This is a genomic window from Streptomyces sp. PA03-1a (assembly GCF_033792805.1).
GTDB lineage: Bacteria > Actinomycetota > Actinomycetes > Streptomycetales > Streptomycetaceae > Actinacidiphila.
In genome coordinates, this window is record NZ_JARAVO010000245.1 from 1 (window position 1) to 14,102 (window position 14,102).

13 protein-coding genes and 1 pseudogene are annotated in these 14,102 nt (G+C 69.3%); 5 read left to right on the forward strand and 9 right to left on the reverse strand.

All coding sequences use genetic code 11. The annotated features are described in order from the left end of the window. Positions 1-112, forward strand: a pseudogene (locus tag PV341_RS37295) (ABC transporter ATP-binding protein); the annotation flags it as partial. A 282-nt stretch (positions 113-394) separates the two neighbouring features. Here PV341_RS37295 and PV341_RS37300 read toward each other — a convergent pair. Next, a complete protein-coding gene (locus PV341_RS37300) occupies positions 395-1,582 on the reverse strand; it encodes a PucR family transcriptional regulator (protein ID WP_500328941.1) in 1,188 nt (395 codons plus the stop codon). A gap of 277 nt (positions 1,583-1,859) precedes the next feature. On the opposite strand from PV341_RS37300, the gene PV341_RS37305 reads away from it, so the two are divergent. After that, the gene (locus PV341_RS37305) at positions 1,860-2,474 is read left to right on the forward strand and encodes a TetR/AcrR family transcriptional regulator (RefSeq protein ID WP_500328940.1); all 615 of its coding nucleotides are present in this window, start codon (positions 1,860-1,862) and stop codon (positions 2,472-2,474) included. A 416-nt stretch (positions 2,475-2,890) separates the two neighbouring features. Continuing rightward, on the forward strand, positions 2,891-3,976 hold the full coding sequence (locus PV341_RS37310) for a sensor histidine kinase (RefSeq protein ID WP_500360135.1): 1,086 nt from the start codon (positions 2,891-2,893) through the stop codon (positions 3,974-3,976). A gap of 198 nt (positions 3,977-4,174) precedes the next feature. Here the strand turns inward: PV341_RS37310 and PV341_RS37315 are convergent, their stop codons facing one another. Genes PV341_RS37315 through PV341_RS37330 form a run of 4 tightly spaced genes read right to left on the reverse strand, consistent with a single transcriptional unit; the run spans position 4,175 to position 7,654 of the window. Further along, positions 4,175-5,413, reverse strand: coding sequence for an ABC transporter permease (locus tag PV341_RS37315; protein WP_500360136.1), 1,239 nt, complete (start codon positions 5,411-5,413; stop codon positions 4,175-4,177). Next, a complete protein-coding gene (locus PV341_RS37320; protein ID WP_500328937.1) occupies positions 5,413-6,204 on the reverse strand; it encodes an ABC transporter ATP-binding protein in 792 nt (263 codons plus the stop codon). Before PV341_RS37320 ends, PV341_RS37315 begins: the two co-directional genes overlap by 1 nt. Then, positions 6,201-7,277: a peptidoglycan-binding protein gene (locus PV341_RS37325; protein ID WP_500328936.1), complete on the reverse strand. Its 1,077-nt coding sequence runs from the start codon at positions 7,275-7,277 to the stop codon at positions 6,201-6,203. Before PV341_RS37325 ends, PV341_RS37320 begins: the two co-directional genes overlap by 4 nt. Next, positions 7,274-7,654 carry a hypothetical protein gene (locus PV341_RS37330; protein ID WP_500360137.1) on the reverse strand — a complete coding sequence of 127 codons (381 nt, stop codon included), beginning with the start codon at positions 7,652-7,654 and terminating at the stop codon, positions 7,274-7,276. Before PV341_RS37330 ends, PV341_RS37325 begins: the two co-directional genes overlap by 4 nt. On the opposite strand from PV341_RS37330, the gene PV341_RS37335 reads away from it, so the two are divergent. Beyond that, positions 7,653-9,179, forward strand: a complete 1,527-nt coding sequence (locus tag PV341_RS37335; protein ID WP_500360138.1) for a sensor histidine kinase — start codon at positions 7,653-7,655, stop codon at positions 9,177-9,179. The two genes, PV341_RS37330 and PV341_RS37335, sit on opposite strands and share 2 nt — an antisense overlap. Before the next feature lie 34 nt (positions 9,180-9,213). Here the strand turns inward: PV341_RS37335 and PV341_RS37340 are convergent, their stop codons facing one another. After that, positions 9,214-11,217, reverse strand: coding sequence for a SpoIIE family protein phosphatase (locus tag PV341_RS37340; RefSeq protein ID WP_500360139.1), 2,004 nt, complete (start codon positions 11,215-11,217; stop codon positions 9,214-9,216). A gap of 260 nt (positions 11,218-11,477) precedes the next feature. Continuing rightward, entirely contained in the window at positions 11,478-12,134 is a 657-nt protein-coding gene (locus PV341_RS37345; protein ID WP_500328932.1) for a response regulator transcription factor, read from the reverse strand. Between the two features lie 387 nt (positions 12,135-12,521). On the opposite strand from PV341_RS37345, the gene PV341_RS37350 reads away from it, so the two are divergent. Next, entirely contained in the window at positions 12,522-13,304 is a 783-nt protein-coding gene (locus tag PV341_RS37350) for a DUF3152 domain-containing protein (RefSeq protein WP_500360141.1), read from the forward strand. Between the two features lie 53 nt (positions 13,305-13,357). Here PV341_RS37350 and PV341_RS37355 read toward each other — a convergent pair whose 3' ends face one another. Both PV341_RS37355 and PV341_RS37360 read right to left on the reverse strand, forming a co-directional pair. Further along, complete coding sequence (locus PV341_RS37355; protein ID WP_500328930.1) at positions 13,358-13,759, reverse strand: tautomerase family protein; 402 nt, start codon at positions 13,757-13,759, stop codon at positions 13,358-13,360. Positions 13,760-13,838: 79 nt separating this feature from the next. Further along, positions 13,839-14,102: acetoacetate decarboxylase family protein (locus PV341_RS37360; RefSeq protein ID WP_500360142.1), on the reverse strand; the 264-nt coding region annotated here is incomplete at its 5' end.

Genomic DNA, 14,102 nt, shown 5'->3' on the forward strand with positions numbered 1-14,102 from the left:
CGTCCACAGCGAAGGCGTCACCGCCCTCGTCGCCACCCACGACCCCCAGCTCCTCGCCCTCGCCGACCGCGTCCTGGAACTCCGCGACGGCCACATCACGCCCACCGACTGACCATGGGCCCGCCATGAAACGTGCAGCGTCGACGGCATGGTCGCGAGGCTGAGGGGCGGCGCGTTTCACGCGCCGCCCGACGTTGACTGAGAGCAAGGTCGGGCCTTCCGAGGGCAGCGGGACCGCGAATGGCGGACCGACCGCCGGGATTCCCGACGCGTGCACCCTCCGCGAGTGCGCGCGTTTCCCGGCGCACTTTCGCCCGTACCCAAGCACGACGTATGTGAGCAGGACGTGAGCGACGCTCGACATGCCCAGCTCAGGGCGGTGTACGCGCCTGGATCAGCGCCCAGGGTTCTCCGGCGGGTACAGCACGATGGCGGCAAGGGAGCGGGCCAACCCGTCCCAGCTGCGAGGGTCCCAGCCCGTGTGGTGGTGCCAGCGATCCAGCCGGTAGGAAACGGTGTTGGGGTGCAGATGCAGGACCGCCGCACTCGCGCTGATCGAGAAGCCGTTGTGCGCGAAAGCCAGAACGGCCTCGGCGAGGCGTGGGTGACTGCGCGGCACCGTGGAGCGCACGAGAGGAGCCAGCCGATCACGCTGGGGCAGGAGGGTGGCGATGAGCCACTTGTCATCGAAGGACACCGTGCACCCCCGTTCCCGGGCGACCACAAGTGCCCGTTCCGCGTCGCCGATGCTCTCCGCGGCACCCGCCAGTCCGGCCCTGGGCATGCCGATCCCGGCAACCGGATCAACTCCCGCAGGCAGCAATTCGCCGGCGTCCGCGATGATCATGCCTTGCGCCAGGATGACGACGCGCTCGCCGTGGATCACCGCGTGCAGCGTGCCGCCGTTCGCGTGCAGCTTCCGCCGCAAGAGGTCGAAATGGGTGTCGGACCAGGCTTCGACGGGCGCGCACGCGGCCTGGAAGGAAGCGTAGGGATCGAAGTCCAGGGCGCGGGCCATGCACAACCCGTCCTCGCCCTGCGCGCCGTCGGCGTAGAGGGCTTCGACGAATCGGTGCCGAAGTTCGACCAGGGCCGTTTCCCTGCCTCGGCTCGTCTCGGAGTAGCCGTCGGCCACGGCGCCGCACATGTGCTGCACCCACGCCCAGGTCTGGTCCACCAGTTCCAGCAGGGCGAGCAGGGCCGCCGTCTGCCTGTTGCCGGCCTCCTGGCGCAGCATGCTCCACAGATGCCGGTAACCGATGTGGAAGCCCGTGATGACCGATTCCATGGGAACGAACTGCCGGGCTCGCCTCCGGCCGAGTTCTCGAGCAGCCTCGATCTCGCGGCCGGTGGGTGCTCGCCTCTCCTGGAGCGAGGCGAGGAACGCCTGGTACTGCTCCAGCACCGCCTCCTCGTGCTCGGCGCGCGGCATCGCTTCGAACGATCCGACCTGGCCGCGGATGTCGTCCACGATGGCAGGCACCAGATCCCCTACCTCCTGAGTTGCCCACCGGTAGAGCGCGGAGAGCTCCGCGGCAACGGCATCATCAGTGCTCGAGAGATCCGCTTGTTGTGCGCTCACGAGAATCCTGGCCCTTCGAACGGACGGCGATTTCCACGGTACCTCAGCACCCCACGTTGCATCCCCGGAGCCGAGACGAGTGATCGACCTCCGATTCCGCACCTGAATTCATTCGGCCAAGCCTTCTCCATGCAGCGGATTTCATATCCGGAAAATTCTTCGGGCGGCAAGACGAAGCCTTCCGCCCGGCCTGGGCCCTGACCCGCTGCCGCACGTGCCTCGGCAGCGCGGCAGCATGTCCTTGACATCAAACGAAACGATACGTATCGTTTTTGCAATGGTGCTGGAATTCTCCTCGGGCCCGCCGACCGGTGGGCCGCGGTCCGCTGCAAAGATCCTCGACGCGGCGCGGGGTGTCCTGTCGGCACAGGGCTACCCGGCACTGACCATCGAAGCCGTCGCGGCCGCCGCGGGCGTCGGCAAGTCGACCATCTACCGCTGGTGGCCGAACAAGGAAGCCCTCATCGCCGACGCCCTCGCCGAGATCTTCCGCGCCGAGGAAATCCCCGACCTCGGCGACACCCACGCCGAGCTGCGCCACGCCGTCGACATGACCATCGACAACTACACCAACGAGGACATCGCGGCCTCATTGCCCGCCCTCGCCGCGGGTCTCCTGCCCCACCCCGAGCTCATGACCCGTTTCCGCGAGACCTTCCTCCACCGCAAACGCCAGAACATCGCCACCGCGCTGCGCCGCGGCATGCAACGCGGCGACCTCCCCCACGACCTCGACACGGACCTCGTCCAGGACATCTGGGCCGGCACCATCCTCTACCGACGCCTCATGACCGACACGCCCACCGACAACGCCCTGGCCGAGCAGCTCACCCGGCTCGTCACCGAAAACGGCTCCCACTTCGCGCTCCGCGCGGGCAGGCCCTCCGCGTGAACCCGGCACCGGACGCCCCGACCGCGGCGATCACGCAGTCGGGGCGGGCTCCTGTGATTTCCACAAGGATGTCCGCCTGAATTCTTCGATCTTCCCTCTACCCCCGGAACGGAAGATGCGAAAAGATGAGATGGAAGCCTTTTCCTTCCCGACTGAAAGTGACCGCATTGCGGTTTCAGCCGGGGCCCTCGATCCGCGGATGGAATCGAATCCGGATGGGCACGCCAGAGAAGCCGAACCGGGAGCCAGCGAATGCCGCCCCTGCTCCGTAGCCTGAAGGCCAACGTCCCGGGCCGGAAATCATGAGCTTGGTCACCTGCTGGCTCGCCGAACACAAGGGGAGCTTGCGCCTCCGGCTGACCTGCATCTTCGGCGTGATGTTCTTCCTGGCCGTCGCCGTGGTGCTGGGTGTCACCGTGCTGCTGGTCTACCGCTTCCGGCAGGCCCACCCCGGCGCATCCTTCCCTCCCTACGTGAAGATGCGTCCACCTCTCACCCCGCAGCAGCAAGCACAGTTCCAGGAACAGGCCGGGTGGCACGCAGCAGCCCAGGGGACGGACACACGTGCGGACATGTTGTGGATGCTGAAATGGGGATCGCTCGTAGCCACAGCCGTGGGAGGCGCGGCCACTGCGGCGGGCTGGGTGGCGGCCGGTCGGCTGCTGCGGCCGCTGACGCAGATCACCGGAACGGCCGAGCGCGTCGCCGAACGCACCCTGCACCAGAGGATCGCGCTGAAGGCCGCGCCCGGCGAGGTCAAGAAGCTGGCGGACTCCCTCGACCGGATGCTGGCGAGACTCGACGAGTCCTTCGCCGGCCAGGGCCGCTTCATCGCCAACGCGGCACATGAACTCAAGACCCCGCTCGTCATCAACCGCACCCTCGTTGAAGTCGCCATGAACCGGCGCAACGCCCCTGTGGAAATACGTCACCTGGCCGAGGACCTGCTCGCGGTCAACGCTCGCCACGAGCGGCTGATCGACGCCTTGCTGGCTCTTGCCCGCTCCGAGAACGGCACCGTGGAACGCCTGCCCACCGACCTGGCCGAGGCGGCCGCCTCGGCCATGGAGGCCTCGGCGCAGGCGGCCGAACGGGCCGCAGTAACGGTCCAAACGGATCTGCGTCCCGCGCCACTCCACGGAGATCCGCTGCTGCTGGAGCAAGTGGCCCGGAACCTTGTTGACAACGCCATCCGCTACAACGTTCACGGCGGCACAGTCGGCGTCCTCACGGCACAGGTTGCCAACGGAGTGCGGCTCACCGTCACCAACACGGGCCCCGTCGTCGCCGCGCATGAGGTGCCCGTTCTCTTCCAGCCCTTCCGCCGACTGACCGACCGGGTCGGCACGGCCAAGGGCAGCGGCCTGGGCCTGTCGATCGTCCGAGCGGTCGCCCACGCCCACGGCGGAGACGTCGATGCCGTACCCCGTTCGGGCGGCGGCGTCACCGTGACCGTCACCTTGCCCACCCGGGTCCCGACCAGCGCACGACCGCACGCGTGAGGAGTGCCCACCCTGATGCATGACCACCCGCTTCACAGCGGGTGGTCTTCCTGCAACTGGGCTGTGGCGCCGGGGAGCGGCGTTCGAGTTCCGGACCATCGGCGAGACTCCTGACGCGGACCCCATCGGCATGACGCCGCTGGACGGGCACCCGGCCGTGGTCCCGGCCACCCGGCCATGACCACAGGGCTCGCCCGTTCATGTGCCTGCCAGCGCCTCCGTCGGAGACATTCGCGCGGCGCGGACCGACGGGTACAAGCCGGCCAGACCGCCGATGGCCAACGTGGCGGCGGTGCCTCCTGCGGAGGCCCAGGCCGGCACGGTGGTCGGCCACCCCTGCGTCGTGGCGTACACACCGGTCACGAGGATCCCGAGGAGTACACCCGCCGCTCCACCGAGCGCGGACAGCAGGAGCGACTCCGCGAGGAACTGCAGCCGGATCTGCCCCTGTGTGGCGCCCAGAGCGCGGCGCAGGCCGATCTCGGCGCGGCGCTCCAGCACCGAGATGACCATGGTGTTGGCGACTCCGATCCCGCCCACCAGCAGAGCGACCGAACCAAGGCCCAGCAACAGCCCGGTGAAGGCCCGCTCCGAGGCGTTCTTCGCGACGAGGGCGTCGGAGGGCCTGGAGACCGACACCAGTTCGGGGTGCTCAGGGTTGGCCGTAGGGGCCAGGACGCCATGCACATCGGTGACTGCGTCGTCCCGGACACGGGCGTAGACGGTCGTCGGGTGTCCGTCGAAGCCCAGCTCTGCACGGGCGGCTTCCCAACCGACGAGCGCGGCCCGATCCAGTTCGGGCGCGAGGGGGGCCGGGGCGAGGATTCCGACGACGGTGAAGCGGCTGCCGCCCAGCACCACCTGAACGCCGTTCGGGCCTTCCGCCGGCGATGCGCCACGAAGGTCGTGAATGCCCAGGTTGTTCGCGGTGCCGGCGCCGATGACCACCACGGGCAGCTTCGCCTGAGCGGCATTGGGCCAGTCTCCGTCGGCCAGGGACACCCGCAGTGCCTCCGGCAGGCCCTGCGTCGCCGCGTAGACGGCGATGCTGCCGCTGAGTGCCGTGGGGATGTGCTCGTTGCGGTAGACGTTGGCGCGAGGAAGCCGGGAGACCGCGGCGACCGACTGTACCGGGCCGACCCGGCGGATCATGGCTGGGGCCGTCTCCGGGAGCGCGACTCTCTCCCCGGTGCTGTGGTCCTTGCCCGGGCCCACGGTGAGCAGGTTGGTTCCCAAGGCGGCCAGTTCCTGGTCGAGTGCTGTGCGACTGGAACTGGAGATCCCGACGACGGCGGTCATCGCCGCGATGCCGATGGCGATGCCGAGCGCCGACAGCACTGCCCGGAGGGGCCGGTACCGCAATCCGGTGCTGCCGACCCGTAGTACGTCACGTGGCCGCAGTCTGAACGGGGTCAGGGGCGGACTGGTCGTCTGCATCAGTGGGGCGCCTCCGTCGCAGTGTGGTGGCCGAGGCCGCTGCCCGGGAGGGCGGCGACCTCGCCGGCGAATCCGGCCGTCGTCGAACCCCTTCCGGCGCCGTCTGCCGCATCGGTGGCTCGATCGCCGACCACGGCGCCGTCCCGGAACTCGATCCGGCGCGGCAGCCGAGCCGCCACCTCGGCGTCGTGGGTGATCAGGACCAGGGCCGTGCCGGCGGTGTGCAACTCCCCGAGGAACTCCATGACGGCCGTGCCGGAGGCAGTGTCGAGGTTGCCGGTGGGTTCATCGGCGAGCAGCAGTGGCGGCTCGCCGACGATGGCGCGGGCGATCGCGGCTCGTTGCCGCTCGCCGCCCGAGAGTTCATGCGGCCGGTGGTCGGTCCGATGTCCGAGGCCGACCCGGGACAGAGCGGCCAGGGAACGGCGTGTCCGTTCCCGCCGAGCCACGCCGCTGTACAGCAGGCCGTCGGCCACCGCCTCGACGATCGGGAATCCGGCCGGGAGGTGGAACTGCTGGAAGATGAAACCGATGTACATGGCACGTAGGGCGGACAGGCGGCGATCGCTCAGCTGGGACACTTCGTGTCCGGCGACGGTAACCAGGCCCGAGGTCGGCCGGTCCAGTGTGCCGATGAGGTTGAGCATCGTGGATTTCCCCGAGCCGGACGGGCCGACGACGGCAACTGCCTCACCCGGCCTCACCGTCAGGCTGACATCGCGCACGGCGGCGACACCGCCTCCGTAGCTACGGCTCACACGGTCCAGGACCACGACGGGGTCGGCGCTCATCGCGCGGTTCCCACCTTGGCACCGGGGGCCAGCCCCTCACCGGTCACCTCGACGCGTCCGTCGACGAACAGCCCGATACGTACGGCGACGACATGACCGCGCCCGTGGCCGTCCAGCACTTCCACGCCGTAACCTCCGCCGGACAACGCGAGAAGCGCCGACACAGGAACCGTCAGAACGTTCTCGTGCCGACCGGCGAGGTAACGACCGGTGAGGGTGCCGGAACCGCGGCCGGTCCCCCTGCTCACGGCCGACGGGTCGACCAGGGAGACGGTGACGTCCTGGACGTTCTCGCCGCTGTCACCGGTGTGCGGGGCGCCGACCGAGATGACCGTGGCGTCCGTGCTCTTGCCACCGGTGGTGGACACCTTCAGCCGCACGCCCTTGACCGCCAGCTCGGAGTCCTCGACGGGAACGGTGAGCTTCGCCCGCGGTGTGGTTCCGGTCACCGTCAGCAACTCGGGTACCGCGGCGGCACCGATCGCCGCACCGCGCTGGGCGACCCTGCGCGCACCATCGGCGTACACCACGTCGCCGAGGGCGATCTTGCCGGTCTCCGCAGCGCCCAGGGCTTTCTGCCAGCGCTTGACGGCGGCTTCCACTCCGGCGGTGTACGTATCACCGGGCGTGAAGCCACCGTAGCCCAGGGCGCTGAGGTTGGTCGTGAACACCTTGACGTCCTCCCCTTTCGTATCCAGCGCCAGCTCCCTGTACGCGGGGAGCTTGCCGTAGAGCAGGACGACGGGGCGATCGTCGATGCGGGCCAGCTCGTCGCCCCGGCGAAGTACCGTGCCCGATGCGGGTAGCCACGTGACGGTGCCTTGGGCGTGTCCGGTCAAAGGCCGTGCGGAGCCGTACGTCACGGCGCCTGGCACGGTGATCCAGCGCTCCATGGTCTTCCGCGTCACCTCTGCGGTGGCCGGAGGGGACGCGCTGGGCGCAGCGGTCTTGGTGTGGCCACCGAGAACGCCGGAGGAGGCCGCACCGGCCAGTACCACCACGGCAACGGCCGCCGTCCCGCCGAGAATGAGAAGCGTGCGGCGTCCCTTGCCGGAGCTCTTGCGCCGGCTCATCCGGCGACGCCGTCGTTCTCGGACTGCGGGTAGAGATGGTCGCAGGCCGCCGAGGCCTTCGGAGCATTCGGATCAAGCTTGGAGTTGTACGTCGAGTCGTCGGGCTGCTCGCCGGTCTCCGGGTCGGGATCGGGATAGTCCGAGGCCCCGTTCTCCCGCATGCACACGGCGTACCGCTTCAGCTTCTCGATGTCCGCCGGCTTCCAGAGAGGACCAGGATCATATGTCGGCCACTTGGACTGGCACGCCTTGTAGGCAGGGTCCGTGGCGACCACGGGACCTCCGTCGGCCATGGCGACGACGAGCCCCTGTTCGGTGTCCGGGTCGGGATCCTTCACATCGAGACCGTGTTCGCGCAGGCACCGTACGAAGGGCATGAAGTCGGTATCCGCGCCGGGTGATGCCGAGGCGGCGCTCGACGTGCCGTCCGGCACACTCGCCACCTGCGCGCCGTTCGCACCCCCACCGCCGCATCCCGCCAGTGTCGCCACGGCGGCGATGACAAGCGCCGGGGGACCGAAGAGTCTCGTGAGCGCTGACACTGATTGCATTTCTCGTCCTTCCATGGCCGGGCGGAAGCGTCCTTCAAGGCCACTTTCAAGAAAGTCCCTGGTCACGCTGCTGCCGATATCCCAGCAGAACCCCGGTGAACGGCTCGTGAGCCCTCGAGCTCACCCCCAGCTCACGCCCGATCCGGTACTGAGGAGCAGCAGCATTGCCGAGCGAAGGAAGGTGGACGGGATGCGTCCTCGGGCCGCAGTGCGGAAGTTCGTCCGAGCGCCGGCCTCCCCGTTCCTGTGGATCGCCGCTCACCGCGGCAGCCTGCGCCTGCAGCTGACGGCAGTGTTCGGTTCGATGTTCTTCATCGCCGGTTCCGTGGTACTGGCGGCCACGGTGCTACTGGTCGTCCGCTACTGGCACTTCAACTTCGCCAATCCGTCGCCGCAGGTGGATCCGCACGACATGAACGCGGACATGCTGTGGATGCTGAAATGGGGATCGCTGGTCGTCACTTTCGTAGGTGTCTCGGCCACCGCCGTGGGCTGGGTGGTGGCCGGACGGCTGCTGCAGCCGCTCACCCACATCACGCACACCGCCGAGCGGGTCGCCGGGCGCACGTTGCACCAGCGCATCTGCCTCGAAGCACCGCCCGGCGAGGTCAAGACTCTCGCCGACTCCTTCGACCGCATGCTCGAACGTCTGGACGAGTCGTTCGCCGGTCAGGGCCGCTTCATCGCCAATGCCGCGCACGAGTTGAAGACGCCGCTCGCGCTCAACCGCACGCTCGTCGAAGTGGCCATGAACCGCCGCAACGCCACGGCGTCCCTGCGCCACCTCGGTGAGGACCTGTTGAAGGTCAACGCTCGCCAAGAGCGTCTCATCGACGCGCTCCTCGCGCTCGCCCGCTCGGACGGCGGCACCGTGGAGCGCCTGCCCACCGACCTTCGCCTCGTCGCCGAAACGGTCCTCGATGCCGCCGCGGCATCGGCACGAGAAGCCGGCATCGCCCTGTCCGGCGACCTCGGTGTCGCGCCGCTACAGGGGGACCCCACCTTGCTGGAGCAGCTCGCGCGGAACCTCGTCGACAACGCCGTCCGCTACAACCATCACGGCGGCGCCGTCCGCGTCATCACCCGCTCCAGCCCCGAAGCAGCGGTGCTGACCGTCACCAACACCGGGCCCTCGATCGCTCCGCACGAGGTGCCCGCTCTCTTCCAGCCCTTCCGCAGGCTCACCGACCGCGTCGGTTCCGCCAAGGGGAGCGGCTTGGGCTTGTCCATCGTCCAGGCGATCGCCCACACCCACAGCGGCGAAGCCAACGCCACCCCACGCCCGGAGGGCGGCCTGACCATCACCGTCACGCTCCCCCATCGATTCCAGGACCCGGGCAAGCAGGCATGAGCACTCGGCATCGGCAGGGGTGTGAACGCCGTCGTCACGCAGCCGTCAGCGTCTGCTCGGCCCAGATCGTCTTGCCCACGTCCTCGTAGCGCATGCCCCAGCGGTCGGCGAGGGAGGCGACGAGGAACACACCGCGCCCGTCCTCGTCCTGCAGGCGGGCATGACGCAGGCGCGGGGTCGTCTCGGCGTCGTCCGCGACCTCCACGGTCAGCACACGGTCGCGTATGAGGCGGAGCCTGATGGGCCCTTCGGCGTGCTCGATCACATTGGTGGCGAGTTCGCTGACGATCAGTTCCGTGACAGGGGAGCACTCCTCCAGTCCCCACTGCGCCAACCGGTCCCGCGCGGCCCGACGCGCCTCGCGCACGGAGATCGCCCGGGCGGGGAGGGTCCAGGAAGCGACGCTGTCGGCGCCGACGGATCGGGTTCTGGCCACCAGCAGCGCCGCACCGTCCTGGGGAGTGCTGCCACGGAGGACCTGGTACGACACCTGGTCGCAGATGTCGTCAGGGGTCTCGAGGGGGTGGGCCACCGCGGCGCGTAGCCGGTCGACGCGGTCCCTGGCCTCCGACGGGTGGCGATCGGCGCTGCCGTCCGAATAGAGCGACAGGAGGCTGCCCGGTGCCAGCTCCACGCTGACGACCTCGTGCGGCTCCCCCTTGCCGAGGGCCGCACCACGGGGTACGCCGAGCGTGCCTACCGCGCCCTCGGGACTGGTGACGAGTGGGCTGTCGTGACCGGCGGACGCAGCCGTGCAACGGAGGGTGACCGGGTCGTACGTCATGTACAGGCAGGACGCGGTGAACGGCGGCCGTGCACGGTGGAGGGTGGCCGGGTCCGCTTCCTGCTCACCTGCAAGTCGCTGGGCGACATCGTCAAGATGAGCCAGCAACTCGTTCGCCGGCAGGTCCATCGCGGCCAGGGTGGAGGCGGCCGTCCGCAGCCTCGCCATGGCGACGGACGCCTGCAGGTCCTCTCCCGGCACGTACCCGATGATCAGGCCCACACGGCAGCTCGACAGCGGGAGCACCTCGAACCAGTGAGCGCCGTAACGGCCGACCCGGTAGCAATGGGAGGCTTCGACCGCGGAGAGCTGTGGCGTCTCGCGGGGCAGCAGGGTGCGCTGCAGAGCCGTGGCGATCACGTGCTCGCGGGTGAAGCGACGTGCGTTGTCGATGCATACCGCGGTGCAGGACGCCAGTTGCGCCGCCAGCGACAGATCGTCGTCGCCGAAAGGCTCGGGGTGGGAGCGGGTCCGGTAGAAGCTGGCCAGGCCCAGGACCAGGCCGTGCACGGTGAGCGGTGTCACGATCATCGAGTGCGCCCCGGACCGGACGATGAACTCGGCCCGCATGCGGTCATGTACCAGCCAGGCGCCCGACTTCGTCGCCAAGTCGACGAGCCGCGGCCGTAGGTCTGCCAAGGCCCGCGTATACGGGGTGTGGGACGCGAACTGGCTGCTGCCGCCCACCGGATAGGCCCCGTACTGCTCCTCATCAGATGCGAAGGCGGCACGCCGCATCGGGAGGTGTGCCGTGACGGGCCCTATGGGGGCGTCGCCGTCGAACACGGACTCCACCAGGTCGACGGCGACGGCGTCGGCGAAGGCCGGCACCGCCATGTCGGCGAGTTCCTGGGCGGTACGAGGTGCGTCGAGCGTGGTGCCGATCCTGGACCGGGCCACGGCCATCAGGTCCGTCGCCTTCTGCTTGCGGACCTGCTCGGTGACATCGCGAACCATCGCCGCAACGGCACCCGGCACCCGGCCGTCGCATCGCAGTGGGTAACCGGTGACGGAGTACAGGTGCTGATTCTGCGGGTCGTCGGCCGGGACCGCGGCGATCGTGCGTTCCCGGACCACTTCATGGGTGTCCAGAACCTCACGCATGATCGGCGACAGTGCGATCCGGGTGTCCAGGTCACCCAGGCTGGCTCCGACCACTTGCGCCTCAGGCATGCCCCGCAAGGCGAGGATGGCGGCATTGGAGCGCAGGACGCGCAGATCCGGACCGTACACCTCGAGGCCTGCTTGGGCCATCCTGAAAAGTTCCTTCTCGAAGGTCTCCGCTTCCTCCTCCGGAGGCACCTCCGGGGAACCCGGTTCGGCGTGTCGGTGTCCACGAGGCATGGCCGACCTCATCTTTCCTCGACATCGCCAGTAAACCTGGCTCCGGACCGATGGGCCAACCGGGCGCGGTGGCGCATGGCGTCCCGTGGGGGCGAAGGTGCCCGGAGGGTGCGCTCGTTCCCGGTTCTCGACGGGTGCGGAGGCATGGCGGTGCACCAGTGCCCCCCGACTCAGCGGATCCGGTACCCCACCCCGGTGATGGTCTCCACGACGCCCGGCTCGCCGAGCTTGCGCCGCAGGCTGCGGATGGTGACCCGCACGATCGTGGTGAAGGGGTCGATGTTCTCGTCCCACACCCGTTCCAGCAGCTGCTCGGCCGAGACCGGCCCGCCCTGCGCCCGGAGCAGTTCCTCCAGGACCGCGAACTCCTTCCTCGACAGCGGTACGAAGCGGCCGTCACGGGAGGTCTCGCGCAGGTGCGGGTCGAGGCGGATTCCCGCGCGCTCCAGAACCAGCGGGGCCGGTGGCCGCACCCTGCGGCCCAGCGTCCTGATCCGGGCCACCAGTTCGGCGAACGCGAAGGGCTTGACCAGGTAGTCGTCCGCCCCCAGGCGTAGCCCGGCGACGCGTTCGGCGACCGTCGTCGAGACGGTCAGCATGAGAATCTTGATCTCGGCCCCTTGGGAGGCGGTGCGTCGGCACACCTCATCGCCGTGCAGCTTCGGAAGGTCCCGGTCGAGCACCATCACGTCGTAGTCGTTGATCGCCAGCCGCTCCAGAGCCGCCTCACCGTCATGGACGACGTCCACCGCGAACGCCTCCTGCCGCAGACCTTCGGCTATGGCACCCGCGAGCAGTTCTTCGTCCTCCACGACCAGCACCCGCACCTTGCGTCTCTCCCTTCAGCCGTTTCTGCGCCGTCTGCAAGGCAGCGGTCATCTCTTGGTCTCTGCCCCGACGGCGCCTGTCCGGCCTCACCGGCGACGGCACGAGGCGGGCCCGTCCTCCGCTGGATCGCGACCGGACGACCGTGCCGCCAGGGCGTTCTCGGGCCTCTGCGATGCATTCAGGTTCGCCGCCGCTCCGCCCCTTGTCCCGGACCGGGGAGGTGGCGTGGGGGCCGGCAGCGGTTCCGACGCTCTCTTGCCACTATGCATCGCGCCACGTGAGGACAGCGTGAGTCCTGGTGCTCACCTCCGTTTCACCGGAGGCGTTGTGTAGTTCGAAGCATGAAGCACCGTCGCAGCAGACACCGCCGGGCAAGGAGGCGGCGCATGGTTCTCGTCATTCCCTGCCTCGCGATCCTGGGAGTGTGCCTCGCGGGGGTCTTCGCCATCGCCGGGCGGGTCACACCTGGGCGGGCCGCGCCCGCGGCGCACAAGAGCCGTCCCTCGCCGACCACGCCCGCCTCGGCGCCTCCGCATGACTCACGCCCTTCAACGGCGCCGCCGAGTCCCCGGCGCAGTCCGTCGCCGCCACCGCCTCCGCGCATACCGCAGCACGGGGCCGGCACGTTCACCGCGGCCGCCGGCTCATCGGAGGCCGTCGGGCACGGCAGGACCCTGCGGTACGTCGTGCAGACCGAGGACGGCAGTGAACTGACCGCGGCATCCGTGGCCGCCGAGGTCGAACGCATACTGGCCGACGGCCGGGGCTGGACGACGAGCGGTGTGGCATTCCGGCGTGTGGAGGGGCCGCCGTACGACTTCCGGGTCCGTGCGGCGACCCCGGACACCGCGGATGCCCTGTGCGCCAGCTACGGCTTGGACACCCAGGGTGAGCTGAACTGCAACGTCGCCCAGACCGTCGTGGTGAACATCAAGCGCTGGATCCTGCTCAGCCCCCAGTACGAGGGCCGGCCCGCCGACTATCACGCGATGATCATCAACCATGAGGTGGGTCACTTCCTCGGGCGTGGACACCGGGGATGTCCTGGAGCGGGCATGCCGGCCCCCGTGATGATGCAGCAGATCAAGGGGCTGCACGGGTGCGTCGCGAACCCTTGGCCTTACGACGGCCAGGGCAACCTGATCACCGGGCCGCCCGTGTCCCCCTGACATGTGCCCGTCGAACCGCACGGTGGACCTCCCGACTCGCGCAGCGTGTGCCGCTACCCCTCGTGCCGACCCGACCATTCCTGCTCACGGCCGGGGTCCGGCAGGACATGGCCGCCTTCGACCGCGGACCGCGCGGGGCTGTCCTGGATCACCACCAGAACGCGGCCCTCGGCGATCCCGGTGACGCGGGAGGCGGCCGCCGACAGTTCAAGCGCCAGGCGGGTGGTCTCCTCTTGCGGGTGGCCTCGCCGGGCCCACCCGGTGATCAGCAACGGCGCTCCGGGTTCTCCGCCGACGTAGACGCTGTCCGGGGGCAGTTCGGTGAAGGTCACGTTGACGTAGGCGGGCGGCACGTGGTTGATCTCCGAGTGAATCCGGGTGATCTCTCCGGCCAGTTCCCCCTTGGTTGCGACTTCCAGCGTCCCCTGAGCAGTGGTGCAGGTGTAGATGGGCACGTCAGCTCCTGACATCTGAGGCTGCGGGCGTGCCCCTCGACGCGAGGGGCGCGCCGGGGTCGTCGGGTTCGGGTGGGGGCTAGTTGGTGAGGGTGATGAGGTCGGTGACGGTGTAGGCGAGGTCGAAGTGGAAGCCTTTGCCGACGCGGTGGATGGGGAGATCGGCGAGTTCCTCGCCGTGGGCGGGGAGGAAGGTGAGGTCGGCGGTGCCGGCCCAGGCGTCACTCACGGCGGGATTGTCCAGGACGGCCATGACGAGTTCGTGGACGGCGGGCTTGTCGTGTTGTCCGGCGGTCAGGTTGGGGAAGTGGCGGAGGTTGATCAGGGGGCGGCCCATGAGCGC

What these genes read in the sequence shown, in the direction of transcription:
- PV341_RS37305 (WP_500328940.1), top strand. Translation starts at nt 1,860, where the DNA reads ATGGTGCTGGAATTCTCCTCGGGCCCGCCGACCGGTGGGCCGCGGTCC.
- PV341_RS37315 (WP_500360136.1), bottom strand. Translation starts at nt 5,413, where the DNA reads ATGCAGACGACCAGTCCGCCCCTGACCCCGTTCAGACTGCGGCCACGT.
- PV341_RS37320 (WP_500328937.1), bottom strand. Translation starts at nt 6,204, where the DNA reads ATGAGCGCCGACCCCGTCGTGGTCCTGGACCGTGTGAGCCGTAGCTAC.
- PV341_RS37325 (WP_500328936.1), bottom strand. Translation starts at nt 7,277, where the DNA reads ATGAGCCGGCGCAAGAGCTCCGGCAAGGGACGCCGCACGCTTCTCATT.
- PV341_RS37335 (WP_500360138.1), top strand. Translation starts at nt 7,653, where the DNA reads ATGAAGTCGGTATCCGCGCCGGGTGATGCCGAGGCGGCGCTCGACGTG.
- PV341_RS37330 (WP_500360137.1), bottom strand. Translation starts at nt 7,654, where the DNA reads ATGCCCTTCGTACGGTGCCTGCGCGAACACGGTCTCGATGTGAAGGAT.
- PV341_RS37340 (WP_500360139.1), bottom strand. Translation starts at nt 11,217, where the DNA reads ATGGCCCAAGCAGGCCTCGAGGTGTACGGTCCGGATCTGCGCGTCCTG.
- PV341_RS37350 (WP_500360141.1), top strand. Translation starts at nt 12,522, where the DNA reads ATGGTTCTCGTCATTCCCTGCCTCGCGATCCTGGGAGTGTGCCTCGCG.